Raw genomic sequence first — 17,381 nt, forward strand, 5'->3', positions numbered from 1 at the left:
CACCTAACATCATACGGACTTAGACCGCTGCTGCAACCGTATTAGACTGCAACAAACCTTGTTCACAAAGCAGTTCAGCAATCTGCACCGCATTCAGAGCAGCACCCTTACGGATTTGGTCTCCACATAACCATAGTTCAAGGCCATGATCTTGAGAAATATCCTTACGAATTCGACCAACAAGCACAGGGTCTTTGCCAGTCGCATCAATAGGCATCGGGAAATAATTTTGTTCCCAGTCCTCAACAATGGTCACACCAGGCGCAGTGGAAAGAATTTCCTTTGCCGCAGGCGGTTCAAAAGGTTCTTCAAACTCTAGGTTAATCGCTTCCGAGTGAGCGCGCAGTACGGGTACACGTACACAAGTCGCAGAAACTTTTAAATCCGGCTCCCCAAAAATCTTGCGCGTTTCATTCACCATCTTCATCTCTTCCTGGCAATAGCCTTGCTCATCGAGAGGGGAATTGTGGGGGAAAAGATTAAACGCAAGAGGATAAGGAAAAGATTCTGTCTTCGGTGCATCACCAGCCAAAATTGCTTCGGTCTGATGCTTCACCTCTTCCATCGCCCGAGCACCAGCCCCGCTAGCGGACTGATAAGTAGACACGACAATGCGCTTAATGGGTTGCACCTTATGCAAAGGGTAAATCGCAACGCCCATCAAAATAGTTGTGCAGTTAGGGTTCGCAATGATGCCTTTGTGATCTTTGGCGGCTTCAGGGTTAATCTCCGGCACGATCAATGGAACCTCTGGATCCATTCGAAACGCGCTGGAATTATCTACCACGACAGCGCCAGCTTCCACGGCGATCGCCGCCCATTTTTTAGACGTTGCTCCACCTGCTGACGCAAGCAAAATATCAACACCCTTAAAAGACTCAGCTGAAACTTCTTCAACCGTAATCTCTTGACCCTTGAATGTTAGGGTTTTGCCCGCTGAACGGGGTGATGCTAATAGCTTTAAAGTTTTAACGGGAAAATCACGCTCTTCTAGAAGCTGGAGCAACTCAGCTCCGACAGCCCCCGTTGCCCCAAGAATGGCAACATTTACTAATTCTGACAACGACGAAACCTCCTAATTGGATTTGAACTTGGATAAGTGGACAAAAAAACTTTATGGAAATGGCTGGGTGATCAGCAAAGTACTGTGTTGAATGTGATCACTACGATTTCAAACGAAAACCAGGCTAACAGCTTAGCTAAAACAAAACTGTATACGCAAAGACTCTAACTATACTATTATCAGTAAGGCAAACCGACAGATAAACGCTTAAAACTGTTCCAAACTGATTTGGAAATATAGCATTGCGGATTGCTCCACTAGGATATCACGGAGCGTTCAAATCCTGCTCAATAAAGAGAGATTAACCATCCTTGTTCCTAGTCAATTTAGTTGTAATTTGTATTATTTAGAGCCTTAAAACATCGATGAAAGTTACTCAGGAAAAGCTTCCTGCCAGTCAAGTTGGATTAGAAATTGAAGTCTCCGCTGACGTGACCCAGAAAGCCTATAACAATGCCGTCAGTAAGCTTGCCCGCACTGTAAATCTACCGGGATTTCGGAAGGGTAAAGTTCCCAGACAGATTTTAATTCAGCGTCTAGGCTCTGGTCGGATTAAGGCAACAGTGCTTGAAGACCTGATTGACGATAGTTTGAAGGCAGCAATTGACCAAGAGAAAATTGAAGCTCTAGGTAACTACAAGCTCACATCTTCTTTTGATGAACTAATTGCTAATTACAAGCCTGGTGAGCCTTTCACATTTAAGGCCTCTGTGGACGTCCCTGCAAGCGTCACTCTCGGCACCTACAAAGGCTTAGAATTTAAGGCTGAGCAAACAGACTACGACCCCAGCAAGCTCGATGAGTTTGTAGAGCAAAAGCGTTCAGAGGCTGCAACACTCGTACCAGTCGAAGATCGTGGTGCACAAATGGGAGATGTGGCGATCGCCGACTATGAAGGCCGCTATGTCAACGACGCAGGCGAAGAAGAAGGTGAGATTATCCCCGGAACTCAAGCGGAAGACTTCTCTGTAGAAATGGAAGAAGGCAAATTTGTGCCTGGCTTTATCGAAGGCTTTATTGGTATGAAGCTTGAAGAAACGAAGAAGTTTGTCGTTACTTTCCCTGAAGAGTACGGTAATGAGGAGATGGCAGGCAAAGATGTCTCCTTTACAGCAACGCTTAAGGAACTCAAAGAGCGTGAATTACCTGAGCTAGACGATGAGTTTGCTTCTGACATCAGCAATGAAGAGTTTGAAACTCTAGATGCTTGGAAAGCCAGCCTCGAAGAGCAGTTCAAAAAGAATGCTGAGATTACGACGAAAAATAGCGTTCGTCAGCAAATGCTTGATCTCCTCGCCCAAAATAACGAAGTTGATTTACCCGAAGTCAGTGTCAATGAAGAAATCACTGCTGTTTTAAGCCAGCAAATGATGGAATTCAGCCGCATGGGCATCGATATTAATCAGATTTTCACGAAGGACATGGTTCCTAAGCTCCGTGAAAATGCTCGTCCTGAAGCAGAACAGCGTCTCGGGAATTCCTTGATTTTGACTGAGATTGCCAAAGTCGAAAAGATTGAGCCTGATGAAGAAAAGTTCAACGAGCGTTTAGAGCAGGCTAAGTCTGAAATCGAGCAAGATTTTGACGAGGATCGTCTCAAGGAAGCCATTACAGAAGAGATTGTCATCGAAGCAACTCTCGATTGGCTCCAAGAACAATCCAAGATTGAGTTTGTTCCGGCTGGCACTCTAGAGGCTGAAGCTGAGGAAACAGAAGAAACAATTGAAGTTGAAGCGGAAGAGGAAGAGGAATAATTTAATTATTTCTTAGAGGATGTCTGAAAAGGGTCTGACCGTAACTTTTGTCGAAATGAGTTGCACGTAAAAATAAGCACTTCAGGCGATCAACCTGGCGGAATTTATGCAGCATTTATCGAACATAAAGACTTTTCAGACAACCTCTTAGAAAGACTAACAATAGATTATGTGGGGATTCATTATTTTGAATCCTTTTTTTATGCAATTTTTTTGAGAGAAGGAGGCGATCGCCACTCCACAAACAGTCCAGCCAATACTATTTGACATGTCTAAATTCGGGCTTCTAAATTCGGTGGTGTCGGTAATTCAAGTGAAGGAGTGTGGGAGCAGAGAGAACGATACAACGCTTCGAGCTGAGCAATATTATTACTAAGCGTATATCGATCTAGGACTCGCTGTCTGGCCTTATTACCCAGTAAAGTCACTAGTTCTGGCTGATCTCGAAAGAGTGGTAATAATGTTTTGAGCTGTCCAGTTACACCTTGGGTATCGAGAACAACACCAGTTCCATCGTTGAGCACTTCGCCATCTGCACCAGCATCGGTCGCAATACAAGCTAAACCACAGGCCATCGCCTCAAGCAAAGATAAAGACAAGCCCTCCACAAGGGAAGGCAAAATAAAGACATCGGCAGACTGCAAGGTTTCAATGCGTTTTGTTTCATCTCCAATAAACCCGAGCCAGATAACACCCAAATCTTCGTTATACAAAGGCTCTAAGGATGACTTTAAAGGTCCATCACCAATGATCAATAGCTTACAATCGTCGCCCATATTGGCCAATCGCCAAGCTTTGAGAAGGCTTTCGACATTCTTTTCAATGGCGATTCGACCTTGATAAACAAATAGACGTTTGGCTTTAAATTTTTGTTTGAGCCCACCGTAGCCTGGTGTGTATTTTTTTTGATCGACACCATTCGGAATTATTTTGACAGTACCTCTTGGAATGCCTAACTTCACCAACATATCTTTCTGGATTTCAGAGAAGACAATCACTTGATCGTAATTGGCGAGAAAAGGTGCATAGAGTTGATAGGTCAAGTACTGGGTACTGGATTTAAGGTTACGAAGCTTGCTATCAAATGGTGGATGAAAAGTCGCAACGAGTGGAATACCTAATTCACGACAAATATCAGGCAACCGAAAATCAAGGGGAGATAGAGTCAGCGAAGCATGGACAATATCTGGCTTAAATTCCCGTAGCGATCGCATTAAAACTTGGCTAGATTTTGGACTGGGAATTGTATAAATCTGGGATTTGTAGAGGAAGGGTAGAAAAACTTCTGGGCACTCATTCCATTTTTGGTCACACTCTTCCTGCTGGGCGAAGTGGAAAAAACTAACTTGATAACCCCGTTCGAGGAGATGATTTGTGATTTCTCTGCCGTAGGTGACATTGCCACAAAAAGGGGATTTTTTACCAAGCCAAGCGATGTGCATGTAGACGCATCCAGAGATTATTTATGTTTTGACTGCAATATACCAGTTCAACATTCCACCGGCGATCGCCAACGCCGATAGTCCAAGTAAAACAGGCTGCAATCCTAAAAATGTTTCTGCGACACCAGCTAGGGCCAGCGGCAGAGATAGAGCAATATTAACAGCATTATTCTGCAATCCAAACACTTTACCGCGCATGGCTGGAGGGGTTTCGCCTTGGATGGTCGTCTGCATCGGAATCCCAATGAGAGCGGCAAAAATACCTAAACCCCCAACGCTACACAGGGTCAAGATCAAATTTTGGGTCGAAAAGGATAGAGCAATCAGGGCAATCGCCATACCAACAGAACCCCAAAGACTGAGCAAACGATAGGACAAATTTTCGCCCCAGTTGCCCAGAAAGAAAGCACCAATGGCCATTCCCACACCGCCAGCAGCCAACAGAAAACCAAATTGTTCTGCCTTCAAACCGGGAATCTGCGCCGCTAAACTAACGGCCAAAACAGCTAATGCCGCAAACACACTAAACAGAATGACCAGCTGAATTAGGGCATTTCGTACCTGCTCATTTTGCTTGAGGTAGCGGATGCCGTCTTTAATATCTGCCCAGACATGGGGTTGTTCGAGCTGTCGGTCTTCTGGTTTTTCATTAGTTTGTAAGGCAATTAGTAATAGTCCGGCGATCGCATAAGCTCCACCCACCAATAATTCTTTGCCGAATGACCAATTTAGACCAAGGCCATCTATGAGGCGATCGCTCAACTGTAATAATGGTTCACCCACCGCAAATCCTACAATCACAAGCACCATCATTGTCGTGGTGTAGAGAGAATTTGCGGCCAATAAATTCTTATTTTTGATAATTAGCGGTAAGACAGCTTGTTCTGCTGGCGCAAAAAATTGGGTGAGAGTTGAGACGAGAAACGTAATTCCCAGCAAAAACAAAAATCCGAGAGGCACTCCGAACACCGCCTGTTGCACTTCCACTAACCACAGCAACAACGGTACACAAAGTACAAACAGTCCCCGTAGTAAATTCGAAACCACTAAAACACGCTTTTTTGACCAGCGATCAACATACACACCAGCCACAGATCCAAACAAAATTGCTGGGATTGTAAACGCAATCATGATGGCTGAAACCCAACCACTAATACTTTCATTCGCGATCTGAAAATTACTCGCGATCAAAGCAATCATTAATACTAGATAAATCTTGTCCGCCAACTGCGAAAAAATTTGACCACTCCACAACACCAAAAATTTTGGGTTTTTCAGGACTGGCATAAAACCATCAATTGTTTGAGCTGCTTCTATTGAAGGAGTTTCAGAGCCTTGTTTAATTGGTAATTCCGTTTCCGTTGGCATTGGCTAGGCGGTTTTCTGGTAAGTCCTCTCCTTAGTATAAAACCGGCGATCGCCTGATGCCCGAAACAATCTAAACCTTCACAGTTTCGAACAAACCAATTTTCTAATCTTCGTCTTCCTCTCGCTCTTCTGCTTCTTCTGCGGCTTCTCTCTCTTTCTCTTCAGCCATAAGCTGTCGCACAATATCTTGAATTTCTTCGTGTCGGTTAATCCCTTCAAAGGTGTAACGGTCATAATTTTGGCTGACAATTTGAGTTTGAATGTTATCGACCCGTTCATCGATGCCGGGGTGAGTCGATAGCCAAGTAGGTTGCGCCACACGATCTGGGTCATTATTTAACGTCACCGTCAAATTGTATAAACCATCAGCAGCATAGGGGCTAGAGGCTAAAATTTGTGTTCCGAGGGCATCGGCCTGACGCTCCATATCACGGCTGTGATTCATCACAATTAGGCTGCCAGCAATACGGCCAAACGGTAGGGTGCTAGTGATATTGGCAGTTAAGTTTCCTTCCGTAACCAATTGAAAACCATGGGACAAAGCAGCATGGGCAATTTCATGGGATATCAGACCCGCCAATTCAGATTCAGATCTTGCCTCAAGAATTGCGCCTGCATAGATAAATATTTTGCCGCCTGGTAAAGCAAAAGCGTTTAATTCTTCATTGAGGACAACATAAAATTCATAGTTAAACCGATCTTGACCGACATAAGTGGTGAGGCGATCGCCCATCTCTCGGACATAGGCTAAAACCGTCTCGTCTTCCACCATGGGTGCCACCTCTTGGATACGCTCACTAATGCGACTCCCAACAGCCTCTTCCCCTTCAAGAATGAGTACAGAACTCTCCAGCGCTGTGATCGGGCCTAGCAAACTTCCCGTTAAAGCAAACCCGATCGCCCCAGTAATGAAATTTGCAAAGGTATTTCCTCGAATCTCTGCTCGTAGATCTGATTGGTATTCTTCCCAATATTCATCCGCTAGGGTCATGAATGTTTCGTGCTGTTCATTCTCTGGGTGTAAAAGTGCAAACCGCCGAGCCGCTAAAGAGGCAGCAAACCATTGCTCCGTCTGTTCATAAAACTCGATGGCATAGGTCATCAATTCCATCGAACTGCCGTATCCACTCAGGGCATTTCCCAAGGATTCTGTGGCAGCTTCCACTTCTTCCTCAAGCAACAATTGCTCAATTTGAGTGATGCGGCCAGGAATAAAATGCGGTGATTCTTCGGTCAATAAATTGAGAGAGATCAGCGTTTTGTTGGTCAGGTCTTGCTCTAAGCCTTCCTGGGTATTACGCCAATATACTCGTCCGGCAGGAGAGAGAGTCTCAGCATCACTAGTTGGTTCGAGGATTGCGTCTGTAATCTGGTTATCAAAGGCAGGTTTAGCAATCTGATAATATTCTCGCGCTGGAATTTTTTCTCCTTCATCCCACAGGCGATCGCCGATCCGGAGTTGCTGTTTGGCAAGATCAGCGGCGGGGCGCTCTGGTTGCAGCTCTGATTGATGTCCCAATGGTTCAAATGCTCTAGTCGGCTGTAATGGGGACAAACCTAAAGCCAGCACCAAACCCAGCTGACCAAAATACATCCAACGATTGTGACGTAGACCGCGTGACTTTGCCATGTTCAACCACAGTTTACAAACTGCCTAGATAATTTGTTGTCATAACCAAGGTTTATAACTTATTCAATTCTGCCTCTAAAGCCTGTGCAATAACTTCAAAGTTTTGGCAAAGTTTTGGCATTTCTTCTGTAATGACTGGCCAGTCTGAATTTTTGGCACAGGCTTCTATCGTCTGGCATTGCGTCGCAAATTGCTCCGCCCGAAAGAGACGGCTGCTGGATTTCAGGGTGTGGGCATTCCGTTCTAAAACTTCTAGATCTTTAGCGTCAAAGGCTTCTTTCATGCCATCCAGTAATTTTGGGGAATCTTCCAAGAAAGCATTAACAACATCCCGAAGGACATCAGGATCATCACCGACGATACTCGTCAGGTCATCTAAGCTAATTGCGGAAACGGAAAGTGAATCATCAGACATTGCAGCTTTATTTTGTCGTGTATTTCAATTGATTTTTGATAACTCTAGTGAATCGGTTCGTTAGGGATCTCATCTCTAAATACGAACAACAAACAACGGTCAATCGCCTATTATACGGTTGAATCAGCTTTCGGATCGTCATTAGTAAATACTTGATTTTGACGATGGCAAGTATTCTCTATTTCTCCATAAGCCTGCTTAAATATTAACGCCTTAGTCCAGCGGAATCAGAGAAACAATCCATATTCAAGAATTATTGATTTGCTCTGATCCCTGGCTATATTGCTTGTCATCCCCCATATTTTTTGGAATAAGGGTGATCGCCTTGCTCTTTACAACATGATGTCGCGATAAACAATTTTTCTGGAGCAGAACTATACAAGCTTAATTTAAGGCTGGAGTATAGACCTCTATGACTTTAAGAACTGTGACTAAAACAAGACTTTGGACAGCAGAATCCCCCCAATTCTACGGGACTAGGCAAGTCCTTCGGTAAAATATATTGGGCAATTTTTCGATAGGAATAAAAGACAATCAGAATGAAGATATTAGTGATCGGTAGTGGCGGTAGAGAACATGCGATCGCCTGGAAGTTACTCCAGTCTCCAAATGTCGATGTGGTGGTTTGCGCTCCGGGTAATGGTGGCACTGCAACGCTAGAGAATTGTGAGAATGTGGCGATCGCTGTCGATGATTTCGAAGGAATTGCCAAAATCTGCACTGATCAAACCATTGATTTTGTTGTTGTTGGCCCAGAAGTCCCTTTAGCAATGGGTTTAGCCGATTTCCTCGCTGAGAAATCAATTCCTGTATTTGGCCCGAAAAAAGAAGGCGCGATTATTGAGGCGAGTAAGGCTTGGGCAAAAGCTCTAATGGACGAGGCAGGTGTCCCTACTGCAGCATCTGGAACATTCACAGACCCCCAAGCAGCCAAAGATTACATCCAAGCTCAAGGTGCCCCGATTGTCGTGAAAGCAGATAGTCTCGCTGCGGGTAAAGGGGTAATCGTCGCAGAAACAACTGATGAGGCGATCGCTGCCGTCGACAAACTCTGGGAACAGGGCTATGACACCCTCGTCGTCGAAGAATTTTTAATTGGGCAGGAAGTTTCCGTATTGGCGCTCTGTGACGGTAAAAGTATTCGCCCACTTTTGCCTTCCCAAGACCACAAACAAATTGGAGAAGGAGATACGGGCGAAAATACGGGTGGCATGGGCGTATATGCTCCCACTCCTCTTGCGCCACCGGATGTGATGGCAAAAGTCCAAGTCGATGTCCTCGAAGCAACCTTAAAAACCTTACAAGCCCGAGGCATCGATTATCGCGGCATCCTCTATGCAGGTTTGATGATTAGCCCGGACGGCGTAATTAAAGTTCTCGAATTTAATTGCCGTTTCGGTGATCCAGAAACCCAAGCCGTTTTACCGCTCCTCGAAACGCCCCTCGACAAAGTGCTCCTCGCTTGCGTTAATCAAACCTTAGCTGAACTCCCACCGCTGACATGGTATGACGGAAGCGCAGTCTGCGTTGTAGCAGCTTCGGCCGGTTATCCAGGTGCTTATGAAAAAGGCAAAGTAATTACAGGTCTCGAAGCAGCAGAAAGTCTTAAGGCGACAATCTTCCATGCTGGGACAAAATTAGAAGGAGAAAAGCTTGTAACCAATGGTGGACGTGTGCTCGGGGTTACCTGCCTCGGTAAAACTTTCGATGAGGCGATCACCAATGTTTACCAAGCCATCCCGAACGTAAACTTCGAAGGAATTTACTATCGAAGTGATATCGGACATCGCCTCAAGAAAGCATGATTTGCAACAAAACGTTACATTGTATTTAATATAAACAACCCAACTGCTGTTATTTCCCAAAAAGTACCTTGCTAACCCTCATCACCAAACTCCGCGACATCATCTCCCGCTGGTGGTCAGAATTCACCCTCCAAACCAAGCTCATGGCGGCAGGGACCCTGGCTGTGTCGCTTTTGATGAGTGGCTTTACTTTTTGGGCAGTGAACTCTATCCAACAGGATGCCAAGCTAAACGACACTCGTTTCGGTAGTGACTTGGGACTTTTATTAGAAGCCAATGTCTCGCCCCTTGTGGCTTCGGGTAGTGTTAACGATTTAGCCGAATTTACAAGGCGTTTTTACAACAGCACAGAGAGTGTTCGTTACCTGATTTATGCCAATGTCGATGGCGATATCTTTTATGGCATTCCCTATTCCGAAGCAGAAATTCAGAATAGTCTAACAATCGCCCGCCGCATCACCCCACCTGATGACTATGCACCAGATAGTTATCGCCCCATCTCCAAGCAGCATGCCACTCCCAATGGTGAAGTGACTGATGTTTTTGTGCCGCTCCACCAAAATGACAAATATTTAGGCGTAATGGTAGTTGGCATTAATCCCAATGCCACCGTTGTCGCTTCTTCTAACCTCACTCGCGATGTCACCCTTGCGGTGTTCGTCTTTATTTGGGTGATGGTCATTCTGGGGGGGGTTTTCAATGCTTTAACGATTACTCGGCCAATTAAAGAATTGCTCGATGGGGTCAAAAATATTGCAACAGGGAATTTTCAGCAGCGGATTGATCTACCGTTTGGTGGCGAATTAGGAGAGCTAATTTTGAACTTTAACGAGATGGCAGAGCGTCTCGAAAGTTATCAAGAACAAAATATTGATGAGCTGACATCCGAAAAGGCAAAACTCGAAACATTAGTCGCCACTATTGCGGATGGTGCAGTACTTCTCGACACGGATCTCAAGGTAATTTTGGTCAATCCCACCGCGAAGAAAATCTTTAATTGGGATGAACAGGCGATCGCCGGAGAAACGGTTTTATATCACCTACCCGCATCCGTTACCACTCAAATCACCAAGCCACTCTTCCAAATTGCTGCAGGTGAAAATCCAGACTCAGACTTCGCAATTGAGCACCATTCCATTCCCTCAGAGGGTTCTGAAAACATACGCGGCAACGAATTTAAAATTAACCTCAATGATTTAGATGAATCGATTGAGCCAAAAACTGTCCGTATTCTGTTGACAGAGGTCACAGATAACACGAAAGGTAGCGTACGAGGCATCGCGATGACGGTGCAGGACATCACGAAAGAAGCGGAGCTCAATAAAGCCAAGAGCCAATTTATTAGTAACGTTTCCCATGAACTACGCACCCCGCTATTTAATATCAAATCTTTTATCGAGACGCTCCACGAATATGGAGAAGATCTGTCTGAAACTGAAAAGCAAGAGTTTTTAGCCACCGCGAATCACGAAACCGATCGCCTCACTCGATTAGTAAATGACGTCTTGGATTTATCGCGTCTCGAATCTTCTCGGGTTTACAACTTAGAAGCGGTTGATCTTGTTCAGCCTATCGAACAGACTTTGCGGACTTATCAATTAAACGCCCGCGATCAAGGCATTGAATTAGCCTATTGCATTGACCCTGAGTTACCTCAGGTTTTAGGGCATTACGATCTGTTGTTACAGGTGCTGACAAATTTAGTGGGGAATTCCCTCAAATTCACTAAAGATGGCGGCAAGATTGTGATTCAGGCTTATACATTACCTTCTGTTGACGATACGGTGAGAATTGAAATTGCGGACACTGGCATCGGCATTGACCCCGAAGACCAAGAGGCAATTTTTGACCGTTTCTTTAGGGTCGAGAACCGCGTTCATACCTTGGAAGGTACAGGTTTAGGGCTCTCAATTGTTCAAAATATTATTGAGAAGCACAATAGCCGCATTAATTTAATTAGTGAGGTCGGTATTGGCACAACATTTTGGTTTGAGTTATCGACGCCTCAAGTAGCCTTGCCAGAGTCTCAAACACAGGCAATGGATTTAACTCTGTCCTAAGGTTGCTTTTTAATGAGAGCTGTTTAAATTAGGCAACGTCGGTTAATCACCTGAATAATATTAAAAATTTCCTGCTTATACTGAATCTGGCTTTTATCCATTTTCCGTAAGCAATCTAGCCATTGGCGATCGCCCAAATTAATACTTTGCAGTAGCTCGAAAATCAGATTGTAGCCTTGGGCGTACTGATAATTTTGGAAGCAATTATTAATGTACTGGAACAGTTGACGGGCGATCGCCTGCTGAGCCAAATCCATTTCTTGGCGTGAATAGCAAGCATGGCGTGATCCAATCAACTTTAGAAAAGACTGAGACAGTTGACCACTATGACGAAAAAGCTGACCCGTCTCTTCATCGAATGCCACATTACAAATTGAACGCGGTACATAAAACCATCGAAAACAACCATGGGCTAACCGTCGCAGTAATTCCCACAACGCAGCATCAGCCAGTTCAGGCTTTAGGCCGCCGCTACTATACCAAAGATATTTCCGAAAAAGAGTCGATCCAAACCTTAAAGGATTTTGATACAGGAAATGATATTTAAATGCTTCTGTCACAAAGCCTTCAGACTCTAACATTGGAGATTTTTCAATCACCTGCTGCTCATCGTTCAGACGATTAAACCGACAAGAAATAAGTTCGATATCAGGAGCCTCTTTAATCGCTGCCGTAAACTCAAAAAATGCTGATTTAAAAAGTTGATTATCAGTCTGAGAAATATAAATCCATTCCCCGTTCGCCACACGCACTGCTTCGTTCAATGCCCCATTAAAGCTTGAGGCATCATCGCCCTGAATCGCAGTAAGAAAAGAAAAACGATAGGGTGAGCTCTCAATCTCTTCGTAATAACAGTCTAAAAGCTTTTCCCATTGGCTTTTTAGATATTCACTAGCATCCATTTCAGGCAAGACTAAAATAACTTCTGTAAGTTGATGATGACCTTGCATCAAAAGACTTTTTAGCCAGGTTTCTGACGCAGACCAGGACGATCTAAATGGTGCAATAATCGAAAATTCAATTTGTTTATCCGCCACAAAACAATGGGGATTTAACATCTTTCAGTTTGAAGAGAGGAGCCCTTTTATTTACAAAATCATTACTGTCTCTTCAGGAAAAGCTGTGTGAAATAATAGACACCTTCTTCATTTTTTACGACGCCAATGCCCGTCAGATGATAGTCACCAATAATATTTTCGTGGTGTCCCGGACTGTCAATCCAGCCTTCCACAGCTGTAGTCGCCAAGTCTTCATAGCCTTGTAAGAGGGCCAGATTTTCACCGACACTTGCATACTTGAGGGCTTTCTTTTCTAGGTTTTCAGCACGTTGATCAAAACCATCATGGGAAAATTCAGCTGCGCCAGACGCCATTTTGCCGCTGAATTTACGAGACTCATCAATAATCCGATAGTCCAATTCGAGAGGGCTTAAACCGCGGCTCTGACGATAAGTATTAATTTGTGCGTGAATCTCGGTTTCAATCTGCGCTGTAGAGGGATGACGAAGTTTCTGGGTTGATGGAGCTGATGATTGTGAAACCGCAGTCTGTGGCGCAGTAATGGGTGAAGTCGGCTGTTGAGTTTGAGGAGCATTTTCTGTCCGGTTTAGTACGACACGACTCCCAAAGTAGAAAAGTAAAGGGATGATGAGTCGTACAATCCAAGGCTGTCTCATTATTTAGTTACCAAACAATTTTTATTGTGAGTCTTAATCAAAGCATCCTTCTTTCTATTGTAAAAATCCGGATCTGGAATGACTATTTGTCGGCGATCGCCACAGGTTCTTCTTGAAATTGTTGCTCATCATTTAGCCGCCAGCTAAGGGTTTGAGAGACTTGCTGTGCTGTAACAGACATAATCAAGTAAGAATACATTTGCCATGCAATTTGGCGATCATATTCGGAGGGAATAGCGGGATGATCAGGGTGGGAATGGTAAATGCCAATGATCTCTAAATTTTCATTTCGAGCGTATTTTTGAGCACGGAGAATCTCAATCGGGGCGATCGCAAATCGATTTAAACGAGAAGGCTTGGAGTTTGTGTTGGATAAATTAGTTCTTGTTTTTGAGGATTCCGACATCAAAAAATCAGCAGTCCAACTATTTTCGGTTCGCCATAGTTGAACTACTTGCACAACGTCCTCTATTCGCTGGCCAAGCATTAGTCCACAGCATTCTTCTGGGTAACATTCATGGGCATGAAGATGAAGCTGTTCTAAATGCTCTGGCTGCAATTTGAGCATTAAAAAGCTCCTTTAGGGACGGAAAATCGAGTCTGAGTTTGCCATAGATAGCGCCATATAGAGCATATTTTGGCGTTCACGCTGGGGAAAACTCAAAGTATGAATCATATTATCTTGAGACCACATTACCGTCGCAAAAGCACTGGCACTTTGGGGTTGATCACTGTCGATCACATACCCTAAGACCCCATCCTTGAGAGTAATACGAATGCCTTGATTCTTGTGGCGCGCCAATTCGGACTGGGCTGGAGAGCTATTCTTATTTTCTGTGATAAAGCTGCCAAGAAGACAAGGATTATTACTGGCTTGACAGGAATGTAAACTAAGGGTGAGACGGCTGGGGTTCTGGCTTACAAAAACCCGTACAGTAAAGTTATCAATCTCTTGTTGCTCAGTCGCGCTCAACAAAATTTTGTCGGGCAAGCGCAACGATAAACCTACGGGAATTTGCTCGCGAATCGTTTGTTTATAGGGTTCAAAGACTGATTCTGCTTGTGCCGGTTTGAAGGGTAATGCGGTGGCGATCGCCAAGACCGAGAGAATCGAGCAACGCTTAAAGAATTTAGACCAATACATCATGCCAGTCATAGGGGAGCAAATTGTTTGGCCTTATAGTACCCAAATTCCCTCCCTAAAGTTAGAGAGAGAATTACTTATTTGTGAGGGTTTTCTAAATTTTTAGGTCTTTTCTGAAGAAGTCTTAAACCTTTTCCTAAAATCCCATCGCTTTCGCAACGGCTTCAATATTCGCAGGAATTCCAGTTTGACCTTTACTCAAACTGTGGGCGATCGCCGAATCTGGATCTTTGAGACCATTACCCGTTAGGACGCAAACAACCTTAGCGCCATCAGGTACGCGATCCTTCACTTTTAATAGACCTGCCACAGAAGCGGCACTCGCAGGTTCACAGAAAATCCCTTCATTGCCTCCAAGCTTTCGGTAAGCCTCAACAATGTCTTCATCTGTAACCGCGTTAAACTCGCCTTGACTCGCTGCCCGAACGCCTTGGGCTTTGTCCCAGTTTACTGGATTACCAATGCGGATTGCTGTTGCAAATGTCTCAGGATTTTTGACGGGACCGCCTTGAATAAACGGTGCAGCTCCAGCCGCTTGGAAACCCATCATCTTCGGGAGTTTTGTTGTCTTATTCAGTTCATGATATTCACAGAAACCCATCCAATAAGCTGTAATGTTACCCGCATTACCAACGGGGATACAGAGCCAATCAGGTGCATCACCAAGATTATCAACCACTTCAAAAGCAGCGGTCTTCTGACCTTGCAAGCGATAGGGATTAACTGAATTTACAAGGGTGACAGGATAACTTTCAGACATCTGCTGAACAATACTGAGCGCATCATCAAAGTTCCCTTCGATGGCAATTACTTCAGCACCATAAAGCAAGGCTTGGGCTAATTTACCAAGCGCAACATAACCATCAGGAATCAAAACAAAGGCGCGTAATCCCGCACGACGAGCATAAGCAGCCGCAGCCGCAGATGTATTTCCAGTACTTGCACAAATTACCGCTTTCGCCCCAGCTTCCTTGGCTTTGGTGATCGCCATAGTCATGCCGCGATCTTTGAAACTACCAGTGGGGTTTAGGCCGTCGTATTTTGCATAAACTTGTACGTCACGACCAATTTCAGCAGCAATACTCGGAATTGGAATGAGGGGAGTGTTGCCTTCGAGGAGGGTAACGACCGGGGTGCTCTCTGTAACGGGGAGATATTGTCGATATGCTTCGATCAAACCAGGCCATTGAGCGGCAGGCTGGGTTGGAAATACTTGGTTGCTCAAATCTAATGCGGGAGTACTCAGAACCACAATTTTATTCTTAAAGTGTATTCAATCAGACGAAATCTTCCTAAAGGTTAACAGCAAGGGGTTAGTTGCGGCTAGTGAAATGGCGATCGCCTGATATTTATTTATTTTTTGAGGATAGGACTACATTTGCAATTTTGCGCTAACAGTCACGCCGAATTCTTCTTCAAAAATTTCTTTTTTATATTGCAAATTCCATAACTCCAACTCACAAGAATCATCGTTATGGGACGGAATCAAGTTCAGGGTTAAATGTTTAGCTTTGGCATCATAGGAACAATTCACATGGGCGATCGCCCCGATTTGCCGACGGTCTAGGGCAACAGCCAAACGCATAATGGCACTCAGCTCACAAACCATTTGCCGCTCTGACTTACTTGTCAGATTTTGATAACTGTGATGTTTCTTTTTTGGTTTGCTCTTGCGGTGATAGCGGGCAAAATTCGCCACAATCTCTAGCTGCGTTTCATTGAAGCCAAGCAGTTCAGCATTCCGAATTAAATAGTAGGAATGTTTATGGTGGGCAGAGTGACTAATATACAAACCGCAATTATGCAAAATTGCTGCTGCCCAGAGCATTTCCCGAACTTCTGTATCCCACTTATGCAAAACTCCCTGCAACTGATCAAAAATTTCTAATGAAAATTTTGCTGTCCGTTTACAACAGTCCAAATTAACTCGATATTTTTTGGCGATCGCCATGACACTCCGTTCCCGAATCGAGCTTTGGTAAGACAGACGGCTTTCAATAAACCCATGGGATAACATCCAATCAACAATTACCCCTTCCCGCAGTGCCCGTTCACAGAGCATTATTTCCGACATTCCCAGCAAATCCATCGCTTCTCGGAGGATGATCGCCCCTGCGAGAATAATTTCAGCTCGCTTATCCGCCAAACCCGGCAAATTCGACCGCTCACGATAGTTAAGCTCTCGCATTTGCTTGATTAACTGATCTAAACCCTTCAACGAAAACTTATAGCCATGAATTGGATTCGGTGTCGATCCGAGCTTCGCCATCGCGTGCATTTCTGCCAGAGTTTCGATGGTGCCTGATGTACCAATCATTTTCACCACTTCACTCGGCTGAAGGTGCTCCCTCAACTCCTCAATAGGACGCTCTAACATCCCTCGAATATAAGCACTGAGGGTTATAAATTCTCGATCTGAAATTGGATCAGTTGACACAAAATCTTGAGTTAAACGAACAGCCCCCACTTTCGTACTACTGAGAAACCGTGCTTCATGAGTTTCAACCAAACTAATCTCTGTTGACCCACCCCCAATATCAATCAGTAAACGGGGCTGACGATTAAAATCAACAGCAGATAAAACGCCAAGATAAATACGGCGAGCTTCTTCCTGACCTGAAATCAAATCCACTTTGAGCTGTAATTCTGTTTCAATGTGCTGCAAAAACTCTCGTCCATTAGGGGCTTCACGCATTGCGCTCGTGGCAACGGCAACTAAAGAATCTGCCTGAAAACTTTTCGCGAGAGTTTGGCAACGATGGAGTGCTTTTAATGATCGCTCCATTGCTTCATTCGTTAAATATCCGGTTTGGCGATCGCGGTGACCGAGACGCACCATATCTTTTTCGCGAGCAATGATTGTAAAAGCAGGCAAACTAGGCTGAATTTTGACAATCACCATATGAATCGAGTTAGTCCCGATATCAATCGCGGCCAACGTACAATCTTCCGCCTCCGTAAAATTCGCAAACTGCTTCGAATTCGTTTGAAGTTGATAAGTGGAAGTCGTCATAGGTTGTTCGGC

14 protein-coding genes are annotated in these 17,381 nt (G+C 44.5%); 3 read left to right on the plus strand and 11 right to left on the minus strand.

Going from position 1 to position 17,381, the window contains the following annotated elements:
• Positions 1 to 19 precede the first annotated feature (19 nt).
• On the minus strand, positions 20 to 1,063 hold the full coding sequence (locus tag LEPTO7376_RS22075; protein WP_015136234.1) for an aspartate-semialdehyde dehydrogenase: 1,044 nt from the start codon (positions 1,061 to 1,063) through the stop codon (positions 20 to 22).
• Positions 1,064 to 1,428: 365 nt separating this feature from the next.
• On the opposite strand from LEPTO7376_RS22075, the gene tig reads away from it, so the two are divergent.
• A complete protein-coding gene (gene tig, locus LEPTO7376_RS22080) occupies positions 1,429 to 2,817 on the plus strand; it encodes a trigger factor (protein WP_015136235.1) in 1,389 nt (462 codons plus the stop codon).
• 272 nt (positions 2,818 to 3,089) lie between these two features.
• On the opposite strand, the gene LEPTO7376_RS22085 is transcribed toward tig, so the two are convergent.
• The 4 genes from LEPTO7376_RS22085 to LEPTO7376_RS22100 all read right to left on the minus strand — a co-directional run bounded on the left by LEPTO7376_RS22085 (position 3,090) and on the right by LEPTO7376_RS22100 (position 7,672).
• On the minus strand, positions 3,090 to 4,259 hold the full coding sequence (locus LEPTO7376_RS22085; RefSeq protein ID WP_015136236.1) for a glycosyltransferase family 4 protein: 1,170 nt from the start codon (positions 4,257 to 4,259) through the stop codon (positions 3,090 to 3,092).
• A gap of 21 nt (positions 4,260 to 4,280) precedes the next feature.
• Positions 4,281 to 5,627 carry an MFS transporter gene (locus LEPTO7376_RS22090; protein ID WP_015136237.1) on the minus strand — a complete coding sequence of 449 codons (1,347 nt, stop codon included), beginning with the start codon at positions 5,625 to 5,627 and terminating at the stop codon, positions 4,281 to 4,283.
• Between the two features lie 103 nt (positions 5,628 to 5,730).
• Entirely contained in the window at positions 5,731 to 7,257 is a 1,527-nt protein-coding gene (locus LEPTO7376_RS22095; RefSeq protein ID WP_015136238.1) for a M48 family metallopeptidase, read from the minus strand.
• Between the two features lie 52 nt (positions 7,258 to 7,309).
• Positions 7,310 to 7,672, minus strand: a complete 363-nt coding sequence (locus tag LEPTO7376_RS22100) for an Hpt domain-containing protein (RefSeq protein ID WP_015136239.1) — start codon at positions 7,670 to 7,672, stop codon at positions 7,310 to 7,312.
• 539 nt (positions 7,673 to 8,211) lie between these two features.
• On the opposite strand from LEPTO7376_RS22100, the gene purD reads away from it, so the two are divergent.
• Together purD and nblS are read left to right on the plus strand one after the other, a co-directional pair.
• Positions 8,212 to 9,477, plus strand: a complete 1,266-nt coding sequence (gene purD / locus LEPTO7376_RS22105; protein WP_015136240.1) for a phosphoribosylamine--glycine ligase — start codon at positions 8,212 to 8,214, stop codon at positions 9,475 to 9,477.
• A 68-nt stretch (positions 9,478 to 9,545) separates the two neighbouring features.
• On the plus strand, positions 9,546 to 11,537 hold the full coding sequence (gene nblS, locus LEPTO7376_RS22110) for a two-component system sensor histidine kinase NblS (RefSeq protein ID WP_015136241.1): 1,992 nt from the start codon (positions 9,546 to 9,548) through the stop codon (positions 11,535 to 11,537).
• Positions 11,538 to 11,560: 23 nt separating this feature from the next.
• Here the strand turns inward: nblS and LEPTO7376_RS22115 are convergent, their stop codons facing one another.
• The 6 genes from LEPTO7376_RS22115 to LEPTO7376_RS22140 all read right to left on the minus strand — a co-directional run bounded on the left by LEPTO7376_RS22115 (position 11,561) and on the right by LEPTO7376_RS22140 (position 17,369).
• Entirely contained in the window at positions 11,561 to 12,595 is a 1,035-nt protein-coding gene (locus LEPTO7376_RS22115) for a hypothetical protein (RefSeq protein ID WP_015136242.1), read from the minus strand.
• Between the two features lie 41 nt (positions 12,596 to 12,636).
• Positions 12,637 to 13,212, minus strand: a complete 576-nt coding sequence (locus tag LEPTO7376_RS22120) for a CAP domain-containing protein (RefSeq protein WP_015136243.1) — start codon at positions 13,210 to 13,212, stop codon at positions 12,637 to 12,639.
• 82 nt (positions 13,213 to 13,294) lie between these two features.
• Complete coding sequence (locus LEPTO7376_RS22125; RefSeq protein ID WP_015136244.1) at positions 13,295 to 13,780, minus strand: M67 family metallopeptidase; 486 nt, start codon at positions 13,778 to 13,780, stop codon at positions 13,295 to 13,297.
• A 12-nt stretch (positions 13,781 to 13,792) separates the two neighbouring features.
• A complete protein-coding gene (locus LEPTO7376_RS22130) occupies positions 13,793 to 14,359 on the minus strand; it encodes a hypothetical protein (RefSeq protein ID WP_160148553.1) in 567 nt (188 codons plus the stop codon).
• Between the two features lie 133 nt (positions 14,360 to 14,492).
• Positions 14,493 to 15,602, minus strand: a complete 1,110-nt coding sequence (gene thrC / locus LEPTO7376_RS22135) for a threonine synthase (RefSeq protein WP_315861600.1) — start codon at positions 15,600 to 15,602, stop codon at positions 14,493 to 14,495.
• Between the two features lie 126 nt (positions 15,603 to 15,728).
• Entirely contained in the window at positions 15,729 to 17,369 is a 1,641-nt protein-coding gene (locus LEPTO7376_RS22140) for a Ppx/GppA phosphatase family protein (RefSeq protein ID WP_015136247.1), read from the minus strand.
• Positions 17,370 to 17,381: the final 12 nt, after the last annotated feature.

It is taken from the genome of [Leptolyngbya] sp. PCC 7376, from assembly GCF_000316605.1.
Lineage (GTDB): Bacteria > Cyanobacteriota > Cyanobacteriia > Cyanobacteriales > MRBY01 > MRBY01.

What these genes read in the sequence shown, in the direction of transcription:
- LEPTO7376_RS22125 (WP_015136244.1), bottom strand. Translation starts at nt 13,780, where the DNA reads ATGCTCAAATTGCAGCCAGAGCATTTAGAACAGCTTCATCTTCATGCC.
- LEPTO7376_RS22130 (WP_160148553.1), bottom strand. Translation starts at nt 14,359, where the DNA reads ATGATGTATTGGTCTAAATTCTTTAAGCGTTGCTCGATTCTCTCGGTC.
- LEPTO7376_RS22120 (WP_015136243.1), bottom strand. Translation starts at nt 13,212, where the DNA reads ATGAGACAGCCTTGGATTGTACGACTCATCATCCCTTTACTTTTCTAC.
- tig (WP_015136235.1), top strand. Translation starts at nt 1,429, where the DNA reads ATGAAAGTTACTCAGGAAAAGCTTCCTGCCAGTCAAGTTGGATTAGAA.
- purD (WP_015136240.1), top strand. Translation starts at nt 8,212, where the DNA reads ATGAAGATATTAGTGATCGGTAGTGGCGGTAGAGAACATGCGATCGCC.
- LEPTO7376_RS22140 (WP_015136247.1), bottom strand. Translation starts at nt 17,369, where the DNA reads ATGACGACTTCCACTTATCAACTTCAAACGAATTCGAAGCAGTTTGCG.
- LEPTO7376_RS22100 (WP_015136239.1), bottom strand. Translation starts at nt 7,672, where the DNA reads ATGTCTGATGATTCACTTTCCGTTTCCGCAATTAGCTTAGATGACCTG.
- LEPTO7376_RS22085 (WP_015136236.1), bottom strand. Translation starts at nt 4,259, where the DNA reads ATGCACATCGCTTGGCTTGGTAAAAAATCCCCTTTTTGTGGCAATGTC.
- LEPTO7376_RS22090 (WP_015136237.1), bottom strand. Translation starts at nt 5,627, where the DNA reads ATGCCAACGGAAACGGAATTACCAATTAAACAAGGCTCTGAAACTCCT.
- LEPTO7376_RS22115 (WP_015136242.1), bottom strand. Translation starts at nt 12,595, where the DNA reads ATGTTAAATCCCCATTGTTTTGTGGCGGATAAACAAATTGAATTTTCG.
- LEPTO7376_RS22095 (WP_015136238.1), bottom strand. Translation starts at nt 7,257, where the DNA reads ATGGCAAAGTCACGCGGTCTACGTCACAATCGTTGGATGTATTTTGGT.